We start from the raw sequence: 24,825 nt of genomic DNA on the forward strand, positions 1-24,825 counted from the left end.
GGAATCGGCCGCCGGACGGGATGGTCATCCGTGTGAGCTCGGTGCGGGCAGCGCCCAGTTCTGCCAAGCGGCCGGCGCCCCATCGCTCCCGAGGCGAGCGGAAGCACGAAGCACACAAAAGAGTGAGGGTGGGCATCTCCCGCGCATGCCCACCCTGCTACTCGTTCTGCGTGCTGCTCAGGCCCTCGCCGGGCCGTGAGACTTAGAAGTGGCTGGCGGCCTTACGGTCGCCGGCCTGGTACGCCGGGCCGGCCTCGCGGACGGCCTTGGCGATGCCCTTGAGGGCGTTGTGGATCGCGCGCGTCTCCTGGTCCCACTTGGCGTGGGCGCCGTCCGCGGCGGTCTTCGCCTCACCCTCGAAGGTGTTGGAGATGCTCTTGATCTTGTTCTGGATGGCCTCGAGAGACGCGTCCAGGCGGGCAGCCTGGGCCTCGATGGTCGATGCCGCCTGCTCGAGCGAGGCGTAAGTGACGACCATCACGCCGTCGTTGGACTGTGCCACGGTTCCTCCAAATACCGATTGAGGCGTGTGTTCTCTGTGCTGATCGCGGTCGCGGTCGCGGGATGACGACCTGTGCGCTTAGTAGCTGGCGATGTTCGACGTCGCGCGGCGCTCCGCACCCGCGTCGCCCGAGAAACCGCCGGTCACGTCGACGCCGCGCAGCGCCTGCTCCACCTCGTCCTCGGTGTTGCCGGCGGTCGTGCGGGTGACCTGAATCGCTTCCTGGAAGTTCAGCAGCAGCTTCGCGATACGAACCATGCCCTGGTTGATCTCGGTCTGCTTGACGTCGAAGGCGCCGGCGCCGATGCCCTTCCAGTTGCCTTCGAGGCTGTCGATAACGCCCTGGAGGTTCTTCAGCTGCCCCTTGACGTCGTCGAAGTTCCGGGTGATTTCGTCCTGGAAGTCCTTGAGACTTGCATCGCCGACCTTCTGGACTGCCATGTGTCGCTCTCCCTTTCTTGGGTTTTCCATTGCACTGCGGACTTTCGTTTCAGCCGTCCGCAGCGATGGTCTTGTGGGTTACCCCGGCGTACCGCCTGACGCGGCCGCCGCGTCAGGCGGTACGCCGCCTACGGGCCACGAAGACGCCCGCGCCCGCGAGGACGGCCACGACTGCGACTCCGCCGATGATGAGGCCCAACTGGCCGTTGCCGTCTGCGTTCTTGCTCGAAGAGCTTGCCATGGCTGCGTCATCAGCGGCCTTGTCCTTCGGGGCCTGTGACGAACCTGGTGCAGAAGGAGCCGACGAAGCGGACGAGCCGGGCTTGCCGCCGACGCGCTTGTTGGTCAACGGGCTGATGTTGGGGTCACCCGGCTTTCCGAGCCCCCGGTTGAGGTGTGCGTTGGGCCGCACGACGCCGTGCCCGAGATACGTGCTCACCGTGCCGGGCTTCCAGTCCTCGCCACGCCCGGCGGACTCGAACATGACGCGCAGCACCTGGTTTCCGGTCCAGTCGGGGTGCTTGGACCAGATGAGGGCGGCGGTTGCGGAGGCGATGGCGGTGGCGGCACTCGTACCGCCATTGCTGTCGCAGTAATTTTGCAGCTTCTCATCGCACCAGCGGGGAAGGTCGGCGCCCGGAGCAGCAATGTCGATCCAGTCGCCGTGCTGCGAGAACTCGGCTACCACGCCGTCCTGCCCGGTAGCGGCAACAGCAATAGCTTCGGGATAGCTGGCCGGATACTGCTTCTTGTTTCCCTTCTTGGCGCCGTTCCCGGCACCGGCGAAGAATAGCTTGCCTTTGCTCTGTGCGTATTCCACAGCGTCTCGCTCTTCCGAGCTGTAGAAGTCGCTCGCCATCGACACGTTGATGATCTGCGCGTCGCTGTCAGCGGCAGCCCGGATCGCCTGTTGCATGTCGGAGGCGTTCACCTTCTCCTTGTTCTGCAACTCGGTGTCGGACACTCGGTAGGGGATGATCTTCGCCCCGGGCGCCAAGCCCTTCAGGCCGCCACCCTTACCCGTGCCGGCGATGAGCTCGGCGATGGTTGTCCCATGCCCGTTGTGATCGTCGGTCTCCTCACCCGCGACGCCGGTGAAGTCCCGTCCCTTCAAGACCTGGCCTTGAAGCGACGGCGTGGAAGGATTGACGCCGCTGTCGATGACCGCGACCTTGATGCCTTCGCCGGTAGCCGTTTTCCAGATCTCCTCGGCGTGCATGGCATCCAAGTACCACTGCAACGGCTGCGGCTCTACGACAGTCGCTGCTGTGGCCGTGCCACTGAGGCCCACTGTCCAAGCTCCAGCCGCGGCCACGGCACAGAGCAGGCCGCGCCGCACGGTGTGCCTACGGACCTGACTCATCACAGGCGTCATCCTGACTTCCGAACCTTCCGAGTGCCTAGTCGATCACCGGTGGCACAGCATTCCCTCGCTTGGCTGCCCACGTCTTTTCGTCTTCCGTCAGGTAATCCGGACGGGTGGAGTTGTTCCGCTCCTCTTCCTCGTCACGGGTCTGACGCTGGCCACTGCGAGCGCCCATGGCCGCACTGCCGGGCCGGGCGGCCGTCGCGCCGCCACGCGGCGTACCCACCACACCGTTCACACTGGGCGTTCCGCGTCCCGTGGCGCGAGCGGCACCATTCGCCTGATTGGCGCCGATGACGCCGGACTGGCTAGGCCTCGCGGCCGAGGGACGGCCTGTGGCCGCCGATTCCCCGCCGATGACCGTGCCCTTGGGAATGCGAGATCCGGTGGACCCACCAGGAGCACGCTGCGGTGTGCCTCCGACGATGCCGTTCTGGCCCGCACGAGGCGTCGCGCCCGGGCTGCCTTGGCGTCCGGCCATGCCCGGCGCCGACGTGGTCGGCCGACCGGTCACCGGCGTCTGCCCAGGGACACCGGTGCGACCGGCTTGGCCTGTCGGCGTCCCCATGGGTCCGGAACGACCCATCGGCTGGCCGGTACGCCCGGTGGCCTGTGAGGGCGATCCGTGACCCGTGACGGGCGTCCCCATGGACCGACCGGGCATTCCCGTGGCGCGTCCAGGAGGCGTTCCCGTGGCGCGTCCGGTCGGGTTGCCAGGACCGCCAGTACGGCTGGTCGTGTTGGGGACCGGGCCCCCACTGGTCCGAGGGACACCGGGCATCCCCGTGGCCCTCGGTGCCGTGGGCCGGGCCGGCGGGCCGAAGCCCGGGAAGGGCGGGCCGCCGTTGGGAGGGCCGGGGTTGCCGGTCGCCGGGACGGTGGGAGTGGGCGTATTGGGCGTCGTCGGTGGCGGAAGCGTCTGGACGCTGTCGATTTCCGTGCGCGGGTTCGAGCCCACGACGTCGACAGGTTTGCCCGTGACTTCCGTTCGCGGTGTGCCGTCGCCGACACTGCCGACTTCCCTGCGGGCCACCCCGGAAACGGCCGGAGAGGCCCCGGACACATCCGACTGCTGCCGAGCGCCGCTACTCGCACCGCCTCCGTCGTCGTAGACACCGCCGGTCGGCCTCGGCACCGCCGAGCTCCCCAGCGGCTTCGGCAGCTTCGGCGGCTCCTGCGACTTCAAGGTGCTTTCCGAGACCGCGTAGAAGGACGCCAGACGGTTCATCTGGTTGATGGCCTCCTGGCGGTCCTTCTCGACCTTGAGGGCCTTCTGGTAGTCCGGGTTGTCCTCCGTGCGCTCCGGCAGGGCGAAGTCCTCGGGCTTCTTCTGGATGAGGCGGCTGTCGCGCGGCGGCTTGGAGTTGCGGACGGAGCTGAGGCCGACCGCGGCCTCCTTCAGCTGGGCGCCCGCCACGTTGGAGAACGACCCCAAGCTGTAGGTGTACGTGACGAGTTCCTTGCCGTAGCGGCGGAACTCCTCGGCGCCTTCGCCCTTCCAGTCGGTCTTGCTGACGAAGTTGTCGAGGTTCCTCGCCGCCTCGTTGAGCGCCTTGGTGGCGTCCTCCAGCTTCTGGCCGGCGTTCGTGAGGTCCGCCGGGTTGGCGCTGTCGAGCAGATCGAGCATCGCGTTCAGAGGCGCGTTCTCGAAGCTGGTCTTGCCGAACAGGCTCGTGCCGCTGCCCCCGAACACGCCGCTGAAGGTCTCGTGCACCTTCTGCGCCATGTCCGTGGCGACACGCTGGCCCGTGATGGTCGTGTCGGCCGCGTCCTGCTGCTTCTGCTCCTGCTCGTACCGCTGCTGGGGCTTCAGCTGCTCCGGCAGCGGTTTCGGGTCCGCCGGCGGCTTCTGCTCCGTGGGCTGCTTCTCGTCACTCATCAGTCATCACCCCAGATCCTTACCGACGCGCTTGCCGTCCTGGTGCTTGCCGGTCTCGGGCTTCTGCCCCTGAGCCTCGGCCTTCTCCCGCTCCTCGGCCAGTCGCGTCTGGATCGCGTGGTACCGCTGCCGCTGCTCTTCCTCGACGTTGTCGTAACCGACGTCCGCCGCGTGGACCGCGATGCTGTAGAGCTCGATCTGGTCGCTCAGGTGCTTGGAGAGCTGGACGATCGCCTGGTGTACGCGGTTGTACTGGGTGTAGAAGCCGTCCGCCTCGGCGAACGCCATGCCCTGGCCGAGGGAGCCGCGGGTGACCCGCTCCTCGGCGATCTTGGAGCTGCCGCCGGCGCCGCCCTCGAGGTTCGCCAGCAGGGCGTTCACATCCCGCTGGAACTTCTTCAGCTCGCCAACCCCGCGCTCGAGGTCACCTGCCATAGCCGCCCCCGTCAACCATTCCCTCGAGCACGATGCTCGTTCCTCCCCGTTTGCTTCCGCTGTTTGATTGCGTCACATCACTTTAGTCACTGGGTATGACAGTCCCAAGCGCCTTACGGATCACGCCATTTCCCGGCCCTGCAGTTGCAACGCCACGCGCCTCGCCCTGCGACGTGCGTCACGAACGGCCACCGCGCTTCCCGAGATGGCCGCGACGAGGACGCCGCCGCCCACGACCACGTACGTCGCGAGGCGGGCGTTGCGTTCCTCCGGGGTTTCGCCGAGGTGGACCTCGGCCGGGGTCGGGGCCTCGGCGCGGGTGACGCCCTCGTGGGCGACCGGCTTGTCGATGGGCTTGTCGTCCTCCGTCAGGGCGCGGACCGGGTCGACGACGCCCCAGCCGACGAGGCGGTCGTGGCCGGCCACGGAGCGCTCGGCGGTCTGCTGGATCTGGGCGACGATCTGCTGGCGCGTCCAGTCCTTGTGCTTTGCCTTGATGAGCGCGGCCAGGCCGGCGACGTACGGCGCGGAGAAACTGGTGCCGTTGTCGGCGCAGTGGCCGCCGCCCGGGACCGTGGAGACCATGTCGACGCCCGGGGCGGCGACGCCCACGAAGTCGCCCGACTGGGAGAACTGCGCGCGCTCGTTGTTGCGGTCGGAGGCGGCCACGGCCAGGACGCCCTCGTACGAGGCGGGGTAGGTGCGCTTGACGTTGCCGCCCAGTCCGTCGTTGCCCGCCGAGGCGACGACGACGATGCCCTCGCCCAGGGCGGCGTCGACGGCCTGCTTGAGTTGGGGTGCGGGCTCCACCGCGTTCGCCGTGTCCTGCGAGATGTTGATCACATCCGCCTTCTCGGCGATCGCGTGCCGGATGGCGGTCGCGAGGGTCTTGGCCGTGCCGTGGCCCTCGGCGTCGTTCTGCTGGATCGGGATGATCGTGGCGTCGGGCGCGAGGCCGACGAAACCGGTGCCCTTGGCGGGCCGGGCGGCGATGATGCCGGCGACCTTGGTGCCGTGGCCGACCGTGTCGCTGGTGCCGTCCTCCTTGCCGCGCTCCAGTTCCTTGCCCTGATCGTCCTTCTTGGGCAGCAGGTTGATGCCGCTGCCGGTGTCCACGGCCTTCGTCAGCTGCGGGTTCTTGACGTCCACGCCGGTGTCGATGACCGCGACGCGCACGCCCTTGCCCGTGGACTGCTTCCACAGTTCGTCCAGCAGCACGCGCTGCAGCGCCCAGGGCCGGCCCTCGTACATCTTGCCGGGGAAGGTGCACTGCTGGAGGTCGTCGGCGGCCGCGGGCGGCGCGGGCAGGATGACGGCGGCCAGTGCGGTGGCGACCAGCACGGGGGCGGCCGCCAGCAGGCGTCGGTAGGTGTAGGTCATGTCCGCCCCGGTCCTCAGGAGCCCTGCGGCTGGCGCGCGGCGCCGGTCGACAGCCGGGGACCGGTCGGCAGGAAGGTCGACCACTCCGCCGGTACGGGGACCGGGTCGACGTCCTTGTAGCCGAGGCGGTTCTGGGCCTGGGCGGCCTCCTGTGCCCGCGCCTGCTTCTCCTTCTCGTCGCCGGAGGAGCCGATGCCGGAGTCGTCGGTGGCGGTGTCGCCGTTGGACTGCATCGCGTAGCGCAGGCCGGTGTCGGTGACCAGGAAGAGGAAGCCGGTGCCGGTCTCCGAGCCCTTGAACTGGCGGAAGAGCTGGCCGGATCCGGGGGTCACGTAGGCGCTGCTGGCGCCGGTGGGCAGCGGGGCGGGGAAGTCGGTGCCCGCCCAGGTGCTGAGGGTGGTGGCGCCGTTGTCGGTGTCGACCTCGCGCAGGACGTTGCAGACGGTGTTGCGGCTGCCCTCTTCCGTACCGGCGTCGTTGACGGGCTTCGGCGCGAACCGCGGCCACTTCTTGTCCGCGCCGAACGCCTCGCCCGGCTGGAAGGCGGCGGCGCTCACCGAGGTGGCGCGGCCGGCCTGGTCGAGCTCGACCAGCTGGCGGCTGTTGAGCAGCAGCTTGGCCGTGAAGTCGGAGATGGGGGCGACGCGGTCGCGGAGGACGACGTACTGCTGCTCCCGGGTGCCGTCGGTGGCGGTCAGGACCGTGCCGACCTTGTTGACCTCGGGGTCGAGGCTGCCGGGTACGTCGGCGTCCGTGCCGACCTGGCCGGGGATGGTGGGGAACTCGATGGTGTCGCCCTTGTGCAGGGTCTCCAGCCAGGCCGCGGACACGCGCTGGGCGACGCGGCCCTGCCCGACGAGCTGGCGCAGGAGCAGCTCGTCGTCCCGCTTGACGGGGTACGCGGTGCCCTGGGCGTCTACCACGTAACGGGTCTTGTCGGGGCCCTCGACGTACAGCAGCTCGCCGCCGGTGAGGCGCTCCTTGCCCTCGGTCTTCTTCTCCTCGCGCTGGGCGAGGACGAACGCCGCCTTCTGGATGGCGCGGCCGCCCTCGCCGGGCCGCTCGCAGACCGCCCAGCGCTTGGCCGCGCCCGCTTCCTTGGGGTCGGGGAGCCGGTCGGGGGCGTAGGGGATGCCGAGGGTGGCGCCGTGCGGGATCTTGCCGCTGTCGAGCACCGACTCGTCGACGTTGATGACCTTGCCCTTGTCGGGGTTGAGCAGCAGCTTGGCCGACGACATGTTGAGCACCGGGTGGAGCTGCTTCTTCTTGTTGGTCTCCAGCACCACGTACCGCGTGGTCGACTTGCTGGCGATGATCACGTTCTCGCCGGGGGTCGCCCAGCCCTGGGGGGCCACGGGCTTGAACATGCCCCAGGCCCCGAAGATCGCGAGGATCACCACACCGACGATGACGCCCGGCAGGACCGCGCGCAGCGGCCGCGGCGCACCCTCCTCCGACCCGGTCGCATTCGGCTGTACGAACTGCGCCACCAGCCTTCGCTTCGCAAAGGTGTAAGCGTTGAGTTCGTCCCGTCGTGATGCCATGTGTCCGTTGTCCCTCTCCCCGCTGAGCGACCAGGCTCCCACATGCGTCGAGCGGGACCTGTCGTCGGTGCCGCCCCCTACTATGCCTGCTGGCACCAGCGTTCCACCGCTCAGGTAGGGTGATCGCCCGGTCAACGCCCATGGGAATTCAGTAATTACGGACACGAGGGGGCAACGCGGCGATGGGTACGGCGACGCGCGCGCGAAATGGGCGTAACTCCGGTCGGGCCGCCCCCGAAACTTCCCGACGGCAACGAAGCAACGCCCCGGCGGCGCCGGTGGCCCCGGCCGCGCGCGGCAACGCCGTCCCGGCGTCCACGACTTTGCGCCCCCTGTCCCGCACGAGCCGTGTGGGGCCCTTCCAGCTGCGCCAGTTGATGCTGGTGGAACTGGCGCTGGCGCTGGCGGCGGTGGGAGTCGCCCTCGGTGGTCTGTGGCTGATCCCCGCCTGCCTGGTGGCGTGCCTGCTGGTGCTGTTCGCCGTCATCCGCCGCCGGGGTCAGGCGCTGCGGGACTGGCTGTCGGCGGCCATGGCCCTGCGCGCGCGCAACCGTCGCGCCGCGCCGGCGCCGGCGGACGTCGACCCGTCGCTGGCCGTCGTCGCGGAGAGCGTGCCGGGCTTCCGCCCGTACCCCTTCGTCGACCGCAACCGCCGCACCGTCGGCATGCTCGGGGACGGCACCTTCCTGACCGCGGTCGTACGGATCGAGGCCAGCGGGAGTGCGCTGCGCCCGGCCTTCGGCGCCCGTGCGCTGCCGCTGTCCGTGCTGGGAAGCGCGCTGCACGTCGACGACATCGTGCTGGAGTCGGTGCAGTTGGTGCAGCAGGTGCGCCCGGCGCCCGCGCCGCACCTGCCGCAGCAGTCGGTGGCCCGCCGCTCCTACGCTCCGCTGCAGGAGCGGACCGGCGCGCCCGCGCTGCGCATGACGTGGGTGGCGGTGAAGCTGGACCCGGAGCTGTGCGCGGAGGCGGTCGCGGCGCGCGGTGGCGGCATCGAGGGCGCCCAGCGCTGCCTCGTGCGCGCGGCGGACCATGTGGCGAGCCGCATGACCGGAGCCGGTTTCCAGGCCGTGGTCCTGGACCAGGAGGAGCTCAACTCCACGGTTTCGATCGCGGCGTGCGCGAGCGCGCGGCTGACCGCCCGCGCGGGCCGGCCCGACGCGGCGCCGCAGCGGCGCACGGCGGAGACGTCGCGGGTGTGGCGGTGCGACGACCGCTGGCACACGACGTACGCGGTGGGCCGCTGGCCCGAGCTGGGTCGGGGGGCGACGCCCCTGCCGAAGCTGGTGTCCCTGCTGACCGCCGTGCCCGCGTACGCGACGACCGTGAGCTTCACGCTGCGGCGCGGTGCGCGCCAGGGGGCGCTGGATGTACTTGGGCACGTCCGGATCACCGGCGGCTCCGACACTGAACTGATCGGCGTACGCAGGGAATTGGAGCAGGCCGGACGGTCGGCGAAGGTGAGCCTGCTGCGCCTGGACCGTGAGCAGTTGCCGGGCGTCCTGGCGACGCTGCCGCTGGGAGGTGCCCGCTGATGGCTCGTACCGGATCCGCATCCGTGCCCGTGTCCGAGGCCGCTTCCCGGCGGGGGCTTCGGGGGCTGTTCGGCCCGCGTTTCGCCGGGCACACCATGGCGGCCGACCATCTCGGCGCGCTGTCCCTGCCGGTCGGCGACGACGGCGTGGTCATCGGCGACGACGGCGAGGGCCGGCCGCAGATGATCGGCTTCCACCGCTCGACTCCGTACGACGTGCTGCTGATCGGCGGCCTGTGGACGGCGCAGGTGCTGGCGCTGCGCGCGGCGGGCACCGGTGCGCGGGTCGCGGTGGAGACCGGACGCGCGCAGGAGTGGACCTCGCTCGCCCAGACCGCGGGCGCCGGCCTGGAGTGCATCACCCTGCACGAGGTGGGCCGAGTGCCGCCGATGGGCGCGACGGTGAGCAGTCCGGTCGTGGTGGTACGGGACTGCGGCATGCGGCCGCCGCGCGGGCGCGTGGTGTCGTCGCCGTGGCAGTCGGTCCTGACGCTGCTGCCGTATCTGAGCCCGGTGGCGCCCCGGTTGATGCGGGCGTCCACGCTCGTCGGCGTCCAGCGGGTCTCGCCGCAGGAGGCGCAGCAGATCGGGCGGATCCTGGGGCTGACCCAGGTCGAGACGGAGGCCCTGCCCACGCTGGCGGACGGCGTCACGCTCTGGTGCTCCGGGCGCGAGCGGAACTGGGTGATGACGACCGCGACGGACGCGGAGTCGGGCCTGCTGGGCATGCCGCGACGGATGGACTGAGCGCCCCGTCCGGGGTCCCCCAACTGGCCTAGGATGCTGGCGGTGACGCGGAGCGACACATGCCTCACGTTCCGCCGCCACAGGGAGTCGGGCCGTACCGACCGCCGCCGCGACAGAAAGGAACCCCGATGGGCAGCGCACAGGAGAAGGAAGAGCTGTACGCCCTCGACATCTCCGGCGTCGAGTGGCACGGTCCCCCTGGCACCAGCCCCGACGAGGAGCGGGTCGAGATCGCATACCTGCCGGGGGGCGCGGTCGCGATGCGCTCCTCCCTGGACCCGGACACGGTACTGCGGTACACCGAGGCGGAGTGGCGGGCTTTCGTCCTCGGGGCGCGGGACGGCGAGTTCGACATCAAGTGACGCGGTGAGGTCGCGAGGGCCCGTGAGGGCTTCGCGAAGACTTCGGTGAGGTGTGGTGAGGGCCTCGCCGTGCGACTGTTGAGCGCTCCTGGTTCATTGGCAGTTGTACCGATTTTCCCGGCGGGGAACCTCACGCTCTGCCCAACTCATGTGACGACAGGGCAGGGCGTGAGGTACGGGACGAAGGGTGAGCGCCGGGTGAGCCTGCCGGTCCGGCATTGTTGACGATTAGGGTGGGTCGCAGAGCCGGGCCGATCGGAAGTCAACGGTGGCCCCACCCACCACGGCACAAGGGTGCTCGACCACACCAGGAGGCAAAGTGAACGGCGATCGGGACGACATCCACGGGAGCTGGAACCTTCCCGTCGACGAGTCCGACGCGGATCCCGCCGAGATGACGGGTGAGTTCACCATCGACTACACCCCGCCGGCCTGGTACACGCAGAACGCCGCGGACACGTCGTCGTCGGGTGGTGGTACCGGTGGTGCGGCGGGTGGCGGGTTCACTCCGCCTCCGCCGCCGAGCGGGGCGATGCCGGTCGCGGTGCCGGGGCTGCCGCCGGGCAGCGGTTTCGAGCCGAACTGGGCGACGCCGCCCGCGACTCCCGCGCCTGCTCCTGCTCCCGCGCCTGCTCCTGCTCCTGCTCCTGCTCCTGCTCCTGCTCCTGATGCTGCGGAGGCTCCCGTGGCGGAGGCTTCGGCAGGGGCCGGCCGACCCGAGCCCGAGCAGCCCTTCGGGGGCGGCGACGTGGAGAGCGGCGCGACCATGCGCTTCTCGCCCGCCGCGCTGAAGCGCGAGATGGCCGAGATCGCCGAGCGCGAGGCGGCCGCTTCGGGTGCGGCTCCGTCGGATGGAGCTCCGTCGGATGGAGCTCCGTCGGATGGAGCTCCGTCTGGCAGTGCGGAGGCACCCGCCGAGGAGTCGGCAGCGGAGCCCGCCAAGGCCGCTGAGACCGCCGCGACCGCCGAGGCCCCTGAGTCTTCGGTCGCCGAGGACGCGGGCACCGAGGATCCCGAGGCCAAGGCCGAGGCCGCTCCCCAGGCCGGCGACCGCCCCGCCGACGAGGGCGGCGACGAGCCGCGTGACCAGGCGCCCGAGGGAGCCGCCGCCCCGGCGGAAGCGGAAGCGGAAGCCGAAGTGGCCGACGCCGTACCGCAGGACACCCCGCCGCAGAACACCCCGCCGCAGGACGCTGCTCCCGCCGACGCGCCGGCTCAGCCGTGGGCTTCCGCGCCGGGTGCGCCGCAGGGCGCGGCGCTGCCGCCGCTGCCGCCGGCGTTCCAGCCCGCCGCGCCGACGGCGGCCCCGCAGTGGCCCGCCCCGGCGCCGACCGCCGACCAGTCCGCCTACCCGGCGGCCGCGCAGCCCAACGCCCCGGCGCCGCAGGGCGGGTACGGCTTCCCGCACCCGGCCCAGCCCGTGCAGCCGCAGCAGCCTGCCCAGCCGCAGCCGCAGCCGCAGCCGCCTGTGCCCAACGCCCCCGCACCGCAGGGCGGTTACGGCTTCCCGCACCCGGCACAGCAGGCCCAGCCCATGCCGCCGCAGGCACCCGCGCCCAACCAGCCGCAGGCCCAGCCCCAGCCCCAGCCGATGCCCCCGCAGGCTCCGCAGGGCGGGTACGGCTTCCCACACCCCGCGCAACCGGCCCAGCCCATGCCCCCGCAGGCTCCGCAGGGCGGGTACGGCTTCCCACACCCCGCGCAGCAGGCCCAGGCACCCCAGCAGCCCCAGCAGCCGCAGGCCGCGCCCGGCCCGTACGACCCGCGTACCGGCGGAGCGTGGCCCACGCCCGTCACGCACGACCAGCGGGAGCGCTCGGTGCCGGGCGCGCCGCTCGGCTACACCGCGGCCGTCGAGCTGTCGTCCGACCGCCTCCTGCGCAACAACAAGCAGAAGGCCAAGTCCAGCCGCAACCCCTCCGCCGCCGCCCGCTTCAAGCTCGGCGGCAAGAAGGAGGAGCAGGAGCGGCAGCGCAAGCTCGACCTGATCCGTACGCCCGTGCTGTCCTGCTACCGGATCGCGGTCATCTCCCTCAAGGGCGGCGTCGGCAAGACGACCACGACGACCGCGCTGGGCGCCACGCTGGCCACCGAGCGGCAGGACAAGATCCTCGCGATCGACGCCAACCCGGACGCCGGTACGCTCGGCCGCCGCGTGCGCCGCGAGACCGGGGCCACCATCCGCGACCTGGTCCAGGCGATCCCGTACCTCAACTCGTACATGGACATCCGCCGCTTCACCTCGCAGGCGCCCTCCGGTCTGGAGATCATCGCCAACGACGTGGACCCGGCCGTCTCGACGAGCTTCAACGACGAGGACTACCGGCGGGCGATCGACGTCCTGGGCAAGCAGTACCCCATCATCCTCACCGACTCCGGCACCGGCCTGCTCTACAGCGCCATGCGCGGGGTGCTCGACCTCGCCGACCAGCTGATCATCATCTCCACCCCCTCCGTCGACGGCGCCTCCAGCGCGTCCACGACGCTCGACTGGCTGTCGGCGCACGGGTACGCGGAGCTGGTGCAGCGGTCCATCACCGTGATCTCGGGTGTCCGCGAGACCGGCAAGATGATCAAGGTCGAGGACATCGTCCAGCACTTCGAGACGCGCTGCCGCGGGGTGATCGTGGTGCCGTTCGACGAGCACCTGGCGGCGGGCGCCGAGGTGGACCTCGACATGATGCGGCCGAAGACGCGGGAGGCGTACTTCAACCTCTCCGCGATGGTCGCCGAGGACTTCTCACGGGCGCAGCAGGCGCAGGGCCTGTGGACCGGGGACGGGCAGGGCGGCATGCCGCCGCAGATGGCGCCGCCGGTGCCGGGCCAGCAGGGGCCCGGTGGCCAGCCCCAGCCGTACCCGCAGCAGGGCCAGCCCTACCCGCCGCAGGGCCCCGGCCAGCCGTACGCGCCCCAGCAGCCGGCCCCCGGCCAGCCCTACGCACCGCAGCAGCCGGCGCCGGGGCAGCCGTACCCCGCCCAGCCGCCGCAGCAGTGGCAGCATCAGCAACCCGCGCCCGGCCAGCCGTACGCGCCCCAGCAGCCCCAGCAGCCCGCTCCCGGTCAGCCGTACGCACCGCAGCAGCCGGTGCCCGGCCAGCCGTACCCCGCCCAGCCACCGCAGCACCAGGTGCCGCAGCAGCCGGGGCAGCAGCAGCCCGGGCAGCAGCCTCCGCAGGCGCCGCCGGCCCCTCAACAGTAGGGCGGCAGAGGACTGGACCACTGAGGGCCCGCACCGCCGTGACGGTGCGGGCCCTCGGGCATTCCGCTCGGGTATTCCGCGCCCCCAACGCGTGCTGACACTTCGTTGACGCGGCCCTACGGCGCTGGTACACCTCGCTTCACCAGCCGGCGCCGCCGCCCGCATCCGACGCGAGGTCAGCTCATGGTCACCATGGCTCCGCACCGCTCCCTCCGCCTGCTTCTCGCCTCACTCGCCTCGTGCGTCGCCGCCACCGCCCTCCACGCGCCTCCCGCACACGGGGACGCCGACGGCGACGCCGGCGAAGGGGCGAAGAGCGTCCTCACGATCGCCGTGTCGCAGAGCGTGGACTCCCTGAGCCCCTTCGTCGCCCAGCGGCTGGTCTCCACCACCCTGCACCGGCTCACGTACGAGAACCTGACCAACTACGACGTCAGGGACGCCCGTCCCGTCCCGGGTCTGGCCACCGCCTGGACACCGTCCCCGTCCAAGCTGACGTGGACGTACACCATCCGCTCCGACGCGACGTGGTCCGACGGCCGGCCGGTGACCGCCGAGGACGCCGCCTGGACCTTCGGCCGGATGATGACGGACCCGGACGCCGCCACCGCCCACGGCAGCTTCACGGCCAACTTCGAGCGGGTCTCCGCGCCCGACCCCCGCACCCTCGTCATCGAGCTCAAGAAGCCGCAGGCCACGATGGTCGCGCTCGACGTCCCGATCGTGCCGAAGCACGTCTGGGAGAACGTGAAGGACTTCTCCACCTTCACCAACGACAAGAGCTTCCCCATCGTCGGCAACGGCCCCTTCCTCATCACGGACTACAAGGTCGACCAGTACGTGAAGCTGAAGCGGAACAAGGACTTCTGGCGCGGGGCGCCGAAGTTCGACGAGCTGGTGCTGCGGTACTACAAGGACGGGGACGCCGCCGTCGCCGCGCTGCGCAAGGGCGAGGTCTCCTTCGTACCGAACCTCACCCCCGCCCAGGCCGCGTCCCTGCGCTCCGCCCCGCACATCGAGGTGAACGACGCGCCCGGCCGCCGCTTCTACGCCCTGGCCACCAACCCGGGCGCGCGGGCGAAGAACGGCAAGAGGTTCGGCACCGGCCACCCGGCGCTGCTCGACCCGGCCGTGCGCAAGGCGCTCTTCCTCGCCGTCGACCGCGGGACCCTCGTCGACAAGGTCTTCCAGGGCCACGCCGTCGAGGGCGAGGGGTACATCCCGCCCCGCTTCGCCCCGTACTTCTGGAAGCCCGAGGGCGCGCGGAAACGCGCGTACGACCCGGCGCAGGCGGCCCGGATCCTCGACGCCGCCGGCTACCGCAAGAACGGCGCGGGCAAGCGCGTCGGCAAGGACGGCAGGCCGCTCGACTTCCGGATCCTGTGCCACGCCACGGACCCCAACGACAAGGCGGTCGCCGCCTACCTCCAGGAGTGGTGGGCCCAGCTGGGCATCGGGCTGAAGGTGACCTGCCTCGACAACGTCTCCGACCCCTGGCTCAAGGGCGACTACGACCTGGCTTTCGACGGCTGGTCGGTCAACCCCGACCCCGACTTCGTGCTCTTCATCCACACCTGCGCGGCGCTCCCGGCGACTCCCGCGGGCACCGGCGCCACCGACAACTTCGTCTGCGACCGCGCCTACGACGAGCTGTACGCCCGCCAGACGGGCGAGTACGACCCGGCCAAGCGGGCGGAGCTGGTCAAGCAGGCGCAGGCACGGCTGTACGACACCGGGTACATGAACGTCATGGCATACCCGAACGCGGTCGAGGCGTACCGCACGGACCACATCAGGTCGATCACGACGATGCCGGAGGCGGCCGGGAACATCTGGGGCCAGGACGGCTACTGGAGCTGGTGGTCCGCCGCACCGGCGTCGGCGGCGCGCCGGGCCGGCGGGGACTCCGGCGGGTCCGCGGGTGTCTGGCTGGTGGCCGGTACCGCCGCGCTCGTGCTCCTCGCCGTCGGTGCCTGGGCCGCCGTGCGCCGCCGCGCCACCGCCGACGAGCGGGAATAGCCGTGACGACCGCGAGCACGGCCGCGAGCGCGAGCGCCGGGGTGGCCGTACGGCGCTCCCGGACGGCCGTCTCGTCGTATCCGCGCCATCTGGCGGGCAAGCTGGGCGGCGCGGTGGTGTCGCTGTTCGCCGTGCTCGTCACCAGCTTCTTCCTCTTCCGGATCCTCCCCGGCGACCCGGTCCGGGCCATGACCCACGGGCGGCCGACCTCCGCCGAGCAAATGGCCACGCTGCGCGGGCAGTTCGGGCTCGACCTGCCGGTGTGGCAGCAGTTCACGGAGTACTGCGCGAAGGCGCTGACGGGCGATCTCGGCATGTCGTACCAGTTCCGCGCGCCCGTCGGCGAGCTGATCGCGGGCCGGCTCCCCGCCACCCTGCTCCTCACCGGGGTCGCGGTCGCCGTCTATTCGGCGCTCGGGCTGTGGCTCGGCACCCGCGCGGCCTGGCGCCACGGCGGCCTCGCGGACCGGCTGCACACGGGAGTCGCACTGACGCTGTGGTCCGTGCCGTCGTTCTGGCTCGGGCTGCTGCTCATCATCGTCTTCGCCGTCGGCGTCGGCCCCGTCCCGGGGGTCTTCCCCACCGGGGGCATGGAGTCCGGCGGCGGTGAGACGGGCATCGCGTACGTCCTCGACGTCGCGCACCACATGGTGCTGCCGGTGCTGACGCTCGTCGCCGTCGGGTACGCGCAGACGCTGCTGGTGATGCGGTCCTCGCTCCTCGACGAGAGGGGCGGCGACTATCTGGTGACCGCGCGGGCGAAGGGGCTCCGCGACGCCGTCGTACGCCGCCGGCACGCCGTGCCGAACGCCCTCCTGCCCACCGTCACCATGGTCTTCATCAACCTCGGCCATGTGGCGGCCGGTTCGATCCTCGTCGAGACGGTCTTCTCCTGGCCGGGGCTCGGCGGGCTGTTCTACCAGGCGCTGTCGGTGCCCGACCTGCCGCTCGTGCAGGGCCTGTTCGTCGTCTTCGCCGGGGCGATGATCGTGATGAACCTCCTCGCCGACCTGCTGTACCCGCTGCTGGACCCCCGGGTGGCCCGATGAGCTCCTCGACCTCCGCGGCCTCCTCCCTGACGTGGGCGCGCCGCCGCGACTCCCTCGCCCGCTTCTGGCGCCGTTACCGTACGCACCGGGCCGGGCTGTACGGGCTCGGTGCCCTCGCCGCGATCGGGCTCGTCGCGCTGGCCGCGCCGCTGCTCGTCGGCGATGACGTGCGGAGCGTGACCCGCGCGCCCGGAATGCCGCTGGAGGCGCCGAGCGCGCGCTTCCCGCTCGGCACCGACCAGTTCGGGCGGTCGCTGCTCGGGCTGCTGGTGCAGGGGGCGCGGGTGTCGCTCGCCGTGGGGCTGCTGGCGGCGGCGCTGTCCGTCGCCATCGGCACGCTCGTCGGGGTCGTCGCGGGGCATTACGGCGGCTGGTTCGCGACGGTGCTGATGCGGGTCACGGACTGGTTCCTGGTCATGCCGTCGCTCGTGCTCGCGATCGTGCTGGCCACCGTCCTGTCCCGCAGCGTGTGGACGGTGATCCTGGCCATCGGCGTCACCAGCTGGCCCACCACGGCCCGGCTGGTGCGCGCGCAGACCATCGCGGTCGAGTCGCGCCCGTACATCGAACGCGCCAGGGCGCTCGGCGGCGGGCACGCGCACCTGATGCGCCGCCATGTGTTGCCGGGCGTCATGCCGCTGGTGCTGGCCCAGACGACGCTGGGCATCTCCACCGCGATCCTGACGGAGGCGACGCTCGCCTTCCTCGGACTCGGCGACCCGGCCGTCGTCTCCTGGGGCGGCATGCTCCAGGACGCGCGGGAGGCGGGCGCGGTCTCCTCCGGGCACTGGTGGTACCTGGCGCCGCCGGGCGTCGCCATCGCGGCCGTCGCGCTCGCCTTCACGCTGTGCGGGCGGGCGATCGAGTCGGTGCTCAACCCCCGGCTGCTCGACGCGGGGCCGGCGGTGGGGCGGTGAGCCTGCTCGACGTCAGGGACCTGACCGTCACCTACGGGACGGACACGCCCGCCCTGCGGGGCGTCGACCTCGCCCTCGCGGCAGGCGAGAAGCTGGGCGTCGCGGGCGAGTCGGGCTGCGGCAAGTCCACGCTCGCGCTGGCGCTGCTGCGGCTGCTGCCCGCGTCGGCGCGGCTCGGCGGGCGGGTCCTGCTCGACGGCGAGGACGTCCTGACCATGGGGTGGGGCCGGTTGCGGGCGGTCCGGTGGGCGGGGGCGTCGATCGTGTTCCAGGGCGCGATGCACGCGCTGAACGCCGTGCACCGCGTCGGCGACCAGATCGCCGAGCCCCTCCTCGTCCACCGCCTGGCAACGGCGGCGACGGCCCGCGAACGCGTGGCCGCGCTGCTGGAACAGGTGGGGCTCCCGCCCACACGGGCGCGGGCCTACCCGCACGAGCTGTCCGGCGGACAGCGGCAGCGCGTGATGATCGCCATGGCGCTGGCCTGCGAGCCCCGGCTGATCGTGGCGGACGAGCCGACCACGGCGCTCGACGTGATGATCCAGGCGCAGATCCTGCGGCTGATCGAGCGGCTCGTCGCCGAGCAGGGCATCGCGCTCATGATGATCAGCCACGACCTGTCGGTGCTGGCCGACACCTGCGACCGGCTCGCGGTGATGTACGCGGGCCGCGTCGTGGAGGAGGGCCCGGCGCGCGCGGTGTACGCGGCGGCCCGGCATCCGTACGCCCGGGCGCTGTCCGCCGCCTTCCCCCGCGTCGGCGACCCGGCTTCCCGGTTCGCCCCGCGCGGCCTGCCGGGCGATCCACCGGACCCGGCCGCGCTGCCGCCGGGGTGCGCCTTCCACCCGCGCTGCCCGGTCGCCGTGGAGGCGTGCGCGTCCCACGAGCCGCCGCTGGCCGAGGCGGCGCCCGGCCACCGCTCGGCCTGTCTCTTCCCCGCCGGGAGCCCCGTATGAAGCCCCGCATGAAGCCCCATGAGACCGCCCTGCTGTCCGTCAGCGGCCTGCGCGTCGCCTTCCCGGGCCGGCGGCGCGGCTCCCCACCGGTCCTCGCGGTGGACGGGGTCGACCTGGACATCGGCGCCGGCGAGATCGTCGCGCTCGTCGGCGAGTCCGGCTGCGGCAAGACGACGCTGGCGCGCTCGCTGCTGGGCCTGGTGCAGCCGACGTCCGGCTCCGTGGCGTACGCCGGAGCGCCGCTGGCGTACAAGGGCGCCGCCCTCAAGGCGTACCGGCGCCGCGTCCAGCTCGTCCTCCAGGACCCGAGCGGCTCGCTCAACCCCCGGCACACGGTGTACGACGCGGTCGCCGAGGGCCTGCGGATCCACGGGTACGACGGTGACGAGCGCGCCGCCGTCGCTTCGGCGCTCGCCCGGGCGGGGCTGCGGCCGCCGGAGCGGTTCTTCTTGCGCCATCCGCACGAGCTGTCCGGCGGCCAGCGGCAGCGCGTGGTCATCGCCGGGGCGCTGGTCCTGGAGCCCGAGCTCCTCGTCGCCGACGAGCCGGTCGCCTCGCTCGACGCCTCCGTACGCGGCGAGATCCTGGCGCTGCTGCTGCGCCTGCGCGACGAGCTGGGCCTGGCCGCGCTCGTCGTCACGCACGACCTGGGCCTGGCGTGGAACATCGCGGACCGGGTGGCGGTCATGTACCTGGGCCGCGTCGTGGAGACGGGCCCGGTCGAGGAGGTGCTGTCCTCCCCCCGGCACCCCTACACCCGGGCGCTGCTGTCCGTCCTGCCGGAGTCCCCCGGCGAGCCGGTGCTCCTGACCGGCGAGCCCCCGGACCCCGCCCTCGTTCCGCCCGGCTGCCGCTTCCACCCCCGCTGCCCGGTCCTGGCCTCACCCCGGACGGCCGTCCCCGGCCTCGCGGACGCCTGCCGGACCCGGGACCTGCCGGTCCTGCCGGGGCGGGGGCGGGGAGCGGCGTGCCACTGGGCGCGCCGCGAGCCCGGCATGACCGGCGAGACACCCCCTTAGGATGCGCGCCCCCGGTCCGGGCCGGGCGGGGTGGCGTCCAGCTCGGCCCACACCGTGTGCCCGAGCCGCGACGGCGTATCCCCCCAGCGGCAGGCCAGCGTGTCGACGATGAACAGGCCGCGCCCTCCGGCGAGGAACGTGAAGGACGGGTGGCGCCAGTGGGCGCGTACGCGCTCCATGTCGATGCCTGGGCCGGCGTCCTCCACCTCCAGCCGCAGCCTGCGCCGTCCGCGTTCTCCGGTCACCAGCCACATGCGCACGCTCAGCGGCGGCGTTCCATGGCGGACGGCGTTGGACAGCAGTTCCGTGGCGATGAGCAGCGCGTCGTCGATGAGCCGGTGCAGCCGCCAGCGCGTCAGCTGCCGGCCGACCTCGGCCCGCACCTCGGCGGTTCCGTCGCGGGCGGCGACCAGGCAGGTGTCATCCCGGGATGGGGCGATGACCGACACGACGACTCTCACACTCCCCATTCGGCGCCGGAGCCCCACCGGATGGGTGGATCCGCGGGCCCATCCGCACGCCGTGCGGCTACGAACACAGGCGGAGAAGAGGACTACCGGAGGGTGGGGCCACGGACATTCGACATCCACCTGACGCCCGCCCGACATCCAGAAAGGCTGCGCATGGGCGACCATCACATCGCTCCTCGTTCCACGGGCCGCGCCCGCGCGGGGGGTGTACGCGGCCCCGATCTGTCCGAGACCGTCGCCCGCGTCGCCGACGGCGACCAGGAGGCGTTCGCCACGCTGTACGGCGCGGTCGCGGGTCCCGTGTACGGGCTCGTGCTCAAGGTGCTGCGCGATCCGGCCCAGTCGGAGGAGGTGGCCCAGGAGGTCATGGTGGAGGTGTGGCGCACCGCCACCCGCTACCGCCGCGACCAGGGAAGCGTGATGACGTGGGTGATGACGATGGCCCACCGCCGCGCCGTTGACCGCGTCCGGTCCGAGCAGGCCGCCACCGACCGGGAGCTGCGCACCGCGCGCCGCGAGAGCACACCCGCCTACGACCAGGTGAGCGAGGAGGTGACGGTCCGGCTGGAGAGCGAGCAGGTACGGCGCTGTCTGCGGTCCCTGACGGAACTGCAGCGCCAGGCCGTGACGCTCGCCTACTACCAGGGCTACACCTACCGGGAGGTCGCCGCCTCGCTGTCCGCACCGCTGGGAACGGTCAAGACCCGGCTGCGCGACGGACTGATCCGGCTACGGGACTGCATGGGAGTGAACGCGTGAGCGAGGAACACCTGCATGCGCCCACCGGCGCCTATGCGCTCAACGCGCTGCCGGACGACGAACGTGAGGCGTTCGAGCGCCATCTGCGGGACTGCCCGGCCTGCGCCCAGGAGGTACGGGAGCTGACGGCCACCGCCGCCCGGCTCGGCTCCGCCATGGCCGCACCCCCGCCCGACGGGATGAAGAGCCAGGTCATGGAGCGGATCCGCGGAGTGCGCCAGCTGCCCCCGCACGCGCCGCCCGGCGCGGGCGGCCTGGTGACCGTACGCCGCGGGAGGCTGCCGCACCTGCTGCTGGCCGCGTGCGTGGCGGCGGCGGTCGGGCTGGGCGGCGTGGCGACCTGGCAGTTCCAGGAGGCCAGGCAGGCGGAGCGGCGGGCCGAGCAGGCCCAGCGGGAGGGTGAGGAGCTCGCCAGGGTGCTGGCCGCCGCCGACGCCCGTACCGTGAGCGGCACCGCCAAGGGCGGGGCGAGGGCCACGGTGGTCGTCTCCCGCGACGAGGACCGTGCCGTCTTCCTCGCCGCCGGCCTGCCGGAGCTGCCCGCCGGCAAGACGTACCAGCTGTGGTTCGACGACGGCGGCCGGATGCGGCCGGCGGGGCTCGTCGGTGAGGACGGAGCCGTGGTCATGGAGGGCGGTGTCCGCCGCGCGACCGGCATGGGAGTCACCGTGGAACCGGCCGGCGGCTCCCCGCAGCCGACCAGTACGCCGCTGGTGCTGATGCCGCTCCCGGCCTGAGCCGGCAGGACCACGACCAGGGGCACGACGAGGGCGGGTGGCCCGGCGGAAGCCGGACCACCCGCCCTCGTCGTCGCCGTCACGCCTTCGGCATCAGGACGGTGTCGATGATGTAGACGGTGGCGTTGGCGGTGGGCACGTTGCCGCAGACCACGTTCGCCGTGTCGTTGACCTTGTACGACTCACCCGAGCCGGACGTGGTCACCATCCCCTTCTGCAACGTCTCGAACGAACCGCTCTCCAACTGCTGCGGCGTCAGCTTCTGGCCCACCACGTGGTACGTGAGAATCTTCGTCAGCGTCGCCTTGTCGTTGAGCACCTTGTCCAGGTCCGCCTTCGGGATCTTGGCGAAGGCGTCGTTCGTCGGCGCGAAGACCGTGATGTTCTGGGCGTTGTTCAGGGTGTCGACCAGGCCCGCCTTCTGCACCGCGGCCACCAGCGTCGACAGTGCCGGGTTGTTCGACGCGGCCGTCGCCACCGGGTCCTGCGCCATCCCGTCGAAGCTGCCCGCGCCCTCCTTCGGCACCGACGCGCACGCCGGGCCGAAGGGCTTCTCCATCGCCGTCGCGTCGTCGGGCGTGTCGCCCGGCGTGCTGCCGGGCGCGGTGGCGGACCTGTCGTCGGTGGCGTCGCCGGAGCCGGCGGGGTCGTCGGAGCAGGCGGCCAGCGCCAGCGGGAGGGTGGCGGCCACGGCGACGGCGGCGGCGGCACGGCGGAAGCGCAGAGCGTTCATGGTGAGTCCTTCTGGTATCGGGGGGCTGGTATCGGGTGGTCCTGAGACGCGATCAGGTGCCGGGAGCTGGGCGGTGCGGGGATCAGTCCACGGTGACCACCACCGCGTGCCGGCCGCTCGCCCCGTCGGGGATCGTGCGGGTCCGCTTCTCGGTCTGTGTCCGGCCGGTACCGTCGGTGGCACGGACGGTCAGGGTGTGGCTTCCGGGAGTCGCCAGCCAGGGCAGGGACCACTGCCGCCACGTGTCCACCGTGGCCTGGCGGGCGAGGTCGGCCGGCCGCCAGGGGCCGTCGTCCACGCGCACCTCGACGCGGTCGATGCCCCGGCGCTGGGCCCAGGCGACCCCCGCGACGACGACGAGTCCGGCCTTCGGGCGGGCGAAGGGCTTGGGGGTGTCGATGCGCGCCTGCGTCTTGACGGGCGCCTGACGGGCCCAGTCCCGCTTCACCCAGTACGGGTCGTACGCGTCGAACGTCGTGAGCTCGATGTCCTCGATCCACTTGCACGCCGAGACGTAGCCGTACAGCCCCGGCACCACCATGCGGACCGGGAACCCGTGCTCGAAGGGGAGCGGTTCGCCGTTCATGCCGACGGCGAGCAGGGCGTCACGGCCGTCCATGACGTCCTCGACCGGCGTGCCGAGCGTCATGCCGTCGACGGACCGTGCCACCAGCTGGTCGGCCGGTCCTCCCCGGGACGGCGGTCTCACCCCCGCCTCCGCGAGCAGCTCGGCCAAGGGCACGCCGATCCAGCGCGCGGTGCCGACGTACGGCCCGCCCACCTCGTTCGAGACGCAGGTCAGCGTGATGTACCGCTCGATCAGCTCCCGGCCGAGGAGGTCGTCGTACGTGACCGTGAGCGGTCTGCTCACACCCCGGCCGTGAAGGCGAAGGCGCCAGCGGGTGGCGTCCACCTTCGGCACCACCAACGCGGTGTCGACGCGGTAGAAGTCCTTGTTCGGCGTGGTGAACGGGCTGATGCCGAAGACGCGCAGCTGCGCGCCGCGCGGCAGCGCGGGCGCGGGCGAGTCCGGCCGCGGCAGGACCGCGGCGGCCCGGGAGGACACCGCGTCGCGCGCCCGCGACCCGCCCAGCACCCGGCCGAGGGCCCCCGCGCCGGTGGACGCCGCGGCGGCGGCACCGGCCGCGATCAGGAAGCCGCGCCGGTCCCAGCCACCGGCCCCCTCCGGTTCCTCCCCCGCCACGGGTGCGCTGAGCCGGCCCGCCAGCACGAAGAGCAGGGCGGCCCCCACCAACGCCCCCGCCAGGGACGGTGCCGCGTCCAGGAGTGAGCCGGAGTCGGGGCGGCCGGTCGCCGCCAGGGCGCCGACCACGCCCAAGGCCAGGACGGCCGCCGCGCCCACCCGGCGGTGGCGCGGCGCCAGCAGCCCCAAGGCGGCGGCGAGGGCCGTGAGAACGGCGAGGATGCCCAGCTGGAGGACCAGCTTGTCGCTCTCGCCGAAGGTGCGGATCGCCCAGTCCTTGACGGGCGCGGGCGTGCGGTCGATCGCCGCTCCGCCGACCGCCGTCACCGGGCCCGCCTCGGGGCGGACGGCGGCGGCGACCAGCTCGGCCACCGCGAGGGCCGTGTACCCGGCGAGCAGTCCGCTCAGCCCGGCGAACAGCCGGCGCGGCCAAACCCCTTCAGAAGCAGTCACGCCCCTTCTTCGGAGCCGGGCGCGCAGCGGATTGCCCGCATCGCCGGTTCATCGCGGTTCATCGACGGTTCGTCGACGGTTCGTCGACGGTTCGTCGCCCGCCCGGGGAGGGGCCTACCGGCGGGCGGCGTCCTTGTCGTGAGCCGACGTCAGTTCGCGGCAGCGCTCCACGTCCGCCGCGATGGCCTCCAGCAGTTCGTCGATGGAGGCGAACTTCTCCTGGCCGCGCACGTACGACAGGAAGTCGACGGCCACGTGGAGCCCGTACAGGTCCAGGCCGACGCGGTCGATCGCGTACGCCTCGACCGTGCGCTCGGTGCCGTCGAACTGGGGGTTCGTGCCGACGGAGATCGCCGCGGGCATGCGCTCCTCCCCCACGACGAGCCATCCGGCGTAGACGCCGTCGGCGGGGATCGCGGTGTGCGGGAGGGTCTCGACGTTGGCGGTGGGGTAGCCGAGCTCCCGGCCGCGCTGGGCGCCGCGCACCACGACGCCCTCGACGCGGTGCGGGCGGCCGAGGATCTCGGCGGCGCCCTCGATGTCGCCCGCGGCGATCAGGCGGCGCGCCAGCGTGGACGAGAACGGCTCGCCGCCGCCCGCCTCGCCGCTGACGAACAGGTCGACGACCTCGACCTCGTAGTCGTACGTGGAGCCCAGCTCGGCGAGGTAGGCGACGTCGCCGGCGGCCCGGTGGCCGAAGCGGAAGTTCGGGCCCTCGATGACCGCGCGGGCGTGCAGCTTGTCGACGAGGACCTTCACGATGAAGTCGGCCGGCGACAGCTGCGAGAACTCGGCCGTGAACGGCAGGACGAGTACGGCGTCGACGCCGAGCCCCTCCATCAGTTCGGCCCGCCGGTGGTGCGGCGCGAGCAGCGGCGGGTGGCTGCCGGGGCGGACGACCTCGGAGGGGTGCGGGTCGAAGGTGACGACGACGGACGGGACGCCGAGCTCGCGCGCCCGCTCGACCGCGCGCCCGATGATCAGCTGGTGCCCGCGGTGGACCCCGTCGTAGGAGCCGATGGTGACGACGCTGCGCCCCCAGTCCTGGGGGATGTCCTCCAAGCCACGCCAGCGCTGCACTGTGACCGCTCCTCGCCCGAACCTGTGTACGTCATTGACG

At 72.3% G+C, this 24,825-nt stretch carries 22 protein-coding genes; 11 read left to right on the forward strand and 11 right to left on the reverse strand.

Going from position 1 to position 24,825, the window contains the following annotated elements:
• Positions 1-202 precede the first annotated feature (202 nt).
• From ABZX67_RS07990 to eccB, 7 genes are all read right to left on the reverse strand, one after another.
• Positions 203-502, reverse strand: a complete 300-nt coding sequence (locus ABZX67_RS07990) for a WXG100 family type VII secretion target (protein WP_355356058.1) — start codon at positions 500-502, stop codon at positions 203-205.
• Between the two features lie 78 nt (positions 503-580).
• Complete coding sequence (locus tag ABZX67_RS07995; protein WP_355356060.1) at positions 581-943, reverse strand: WXG100 family type VII secretion target; 363 nt, start codon at positions 941-943, stop codon at positions 581-583.
• Positions 944-1,055: 112 nt separating this feature from the next.
• On the reverse strand, positions 1,056-2,162 hold the full coding sequence (locus ABZX67_RS08000; protein ID WP_355356062.1) for a S8 family serine peptidase: 1,107 nt from the start codon (positions 2,160-2,162) through the stop codon (positions 1,056-1,058).
• A 181-nt stretch (positions 2,163-2,343) separates the two neighbouring features.
• Positions 2,344-4,188 (reverse strand): hypothetical protein, encoded by a 1,845-nt coding sequence (locus ABZX67_RS08005; RefSeq protein WP_355356064.1) that lies wholly within the window; start codon positions 4,186-4,188, stop codon positions 2,344-2,346.
• Between the two features lie 6 nt (positions 4,189-4,194).
• Positions 4,195-4,623 (reverse strand): hypothetical protein, encoded by a 429-nt coding sequence (locus tag ABZX67_RS08010; RefSeq protein ID WP_355356066.1) that lies wholly within the window; start codon positions 4,621-4,623, stop codon positions 4,195-4,197.
• Positions 4,624-4,743: 120 nt separating this feature from the next.
• Complete coding sequence (gene mycP, locus ABZX67_RS08015; protein ID WP_355356068.1) at positions 4,744-6,003, reverse strand: type VII secretion-associated serine protease mycosin; 1,260 nt, start codon at positions 6,001-6,003, stop codon at positions 4,744-4,746.
• Positions 6,004-6,017: 14 nt separating this feature from the next.
• Complete coding sequence (eccB, locus tag ABZX67_RS08020) at positions 6,018-7,547, reverse strand: type VII secretion protein EccB (RefSeq protein ID WP_355356070.1); 1,530 nt, start codon at positions 7,545-7,547, stop codon at positions 6,018-6,020.
• 182 nt (positions 7,548-7,729) lie between these two features.
• On the opposite strand from eccB, the gene eccE reads away from it, so the two are divergent.
• From eccE to ABZX67_RS08065, 9 genes are all read left to right on the forward strand, one after another.
• Positions 7,730-9,082 (forward strand): type VII secretion protein EccE, encoded by a 1,353-nt coding sequence (gene eccE, locus ABZX67_RS08025; protein WP_355356072.1) that lies wholly within the window; start codon positions 7,730-7,732, stop codon positions 9,080-9,082.
• Positions 9,082-9,828, forward strand: coding sequence for a hypothetical protein (locus tag ABZX67_RS08030; RefSeq protein WP_355356074.1), 747 nt, complete (start codon positions 9,082-9,084; stop codon positions 9,826-9,828). The genes eccE and ABZX67_RS08030 overlap by 1 nt, the downstream gene beginning before the upstream one ends.
• Before the next feature lie 128 nt (positions 9,829-9,956).
• Positions 9,957-10,190 carry a DUF397 domain-containing protein gene (locus ABZX67_RS08035; RefSeq protein WP_355356076.1) on the forward strand — a complete coding sequence of 78 codons (234 nt, stop codon included), beginning with the start codon at positions 9,957-9,959 and terminating at the stop codon, positions 10,188-10,190.
• A gap of 319 nt (positions 10,191-10,509) precedes the next feature.
• On the forward strand, positions 10,510-13,389 hold the full coding sequence (locus ABZX67_RS08040) for an SCO5717 family growth-regulating ATPase (RefSeq protein ID WP_355356078.1): 2,880 nt from the start codon (positions 10,510-10,512) through the stop codon (positions 13,387-13,389).
• A 183-nt stretch (positions 13,390-13,572) separates the two neighbouring features.
• Positions 13,573-15,408, forward strand: a complete 1,836-nt coding sequence (locus ABZX67_RS08045) for an ABC transporter substrate-binding protein (RefSeq protein WP_355356080.1) — start codon at positions 13,573-13,575, stop codon at positions 15,406-15,408.
• 41 nt (positions 15,409-15,449) lie between these two features.
• Complete coding sequence (locus ABZX67_RS08050; RefSeq protein ID WP_355356344.1) at positions 15,450-16,457, forward strand: ABC transporter permease; 1,008 nt, start codon at positions 15,450-15,452, stop codon at positions 16,455-16,457.
• Complete coding sequence (locus tag ABZX67_RS08055) at positions 16,454-17,374, forward strand: ABC transporter permease (RefSeq protein WP_355356083.1); 921 nt, start codon at positions 16,454-16,456, stop codon at positions 17,372-17,374. The genes ABZX67_RS08050 and ABZX67_RS08055 overlap by 4 nt, the downstream gene beginning before the upstream one ends.
• Entirely contained in the window at positions 17,371-18,330 is a 960-nt protein-coding gene (locus ABZX67_RS08060; RefSeq protein ID WP_355356085.1) for an ABC transporter ATP-binding protein, read from the forward strand. Before ABZX67_RS08055 ends, ABZX67_RS08060 begins: the two co-directional genes overlap by 4 nt.
• An 8-nt stretch (positions 18,331-18,338) precedes the next feature.
• Entirely contained in the window at positions 18,339-19,349 is a 1,011-nt protein-coding gene (locus ABZX67_RS08065; RefSeq protein ID WP_355356087.1) for an ABC transporter ATP-binding protein, read from the forward strand.
• On the opposite strand, the gene ABZX67_RS08070 is transcribed toward ABZX67_RS08065, so the two are convergent.
• On the reverse strand, positions 19,346-19,810 hold the full coding sequence (locus ABZX67_RS08070; RefSeq protein WP_355356089.1) for an ATP-binding protein: 465 nt from the start codon (positions 19,808-19,810) through the stop codon (positions 19,346-19,348). The two genes, ABZX67_RS08065 and ABZX67_RS08070, sit on opposite strands and share 4 nt — an antisense overlap.
• Positions 19,811-19,972: 162 nt before the next feature.
• On the opposite strand from ABZX67_RS08070, the gene ABZX67_RS08075 reads away from it, so the two are divergent.
• Together ABZX67_RS08075 and ABZX67_RS08080 are read left to right on the forward strand one after the other, a co-directional pair.
• Positions 19,973-20,578 (forward strand): sigma-70 family RNA polymerase sigma factor, encoded by a 606-nt coding sequence (locus ABZX67_RS08075; protein WP_355356091.1) that lies wholly within the window; start codon positions 19,973-19,975, stop codon positions 20,576-20,578.
• Positions 20,575-21,315, forward strand: coding sequence for an anti-sigma factor (locus ABZX67_RS08080; protein WP_355356093.1), 741 nt, complete (start codon positions 20,575-20,577; stop codon positions 21,313-21,315). Before ABZX67_RS08075 ends, ABZX67_RS08080 begins: the two co-directional genes overlap by 4 nt.
• Positions 21,316-21,394: 79 nt before the next feature.
• Here the strand turns inward: ABZX67_RS08080 and ABZX67_RS08085 are convergent, their stop codons facing one another.
• The 3 genes from ABZX67_RS08085 to ABZX67_RS08095 form a co-directional block, all read right to left on the reverse strand.
• Complete coding sequence (locus tag ABZX67_RS08085) at positions 21,395-22,048, reverse strand: fasciclin domain-containing protein (RefSeq protein WP_355356095.1); 654 nt, start codon at positions 22,046-22,048, stop codon at positions 21,395-21,397.
• Positions 22,049-22,130: 82 nt separating this feature from the next.
• Positions 22,131-23,705: a molybdopterin-dependent oxidoreductase gene (locus ABZX67_RS08090; RefSeq protein WP_355356097.1), complete on the reverse strand. Its 1,575-nt coding sequence runs from the start codon at positions 23,703-23,705 to the stop codon at positions 22,131-22,133.
• Positions 23,706-23,819: 114 nt separating this feature from the next.
• Positions 23,820-24,785: a bifunctional riboflavin kinase/FAD synthetase gene (locus ABZX67_RS08095; RefSeq protein WP_355356099.1), complete on the reverse strand. Its 966-nt coding sequence runs from the start codon at positions 24,783-24,785 to the stop codon at positions 23,820-23,822.
• Positions 24,786-24,825: the final 40 nt, after the last annotated feature.

It is taken from the genome of Streptomyces sp. NPDC003036 (genome assembly GCF_040611175.1).
Lineage (GTDB): Bacteria > Actinomycetota > Actinomycetes > Streptomycetales > Streptomycetaceae > Streptomyces.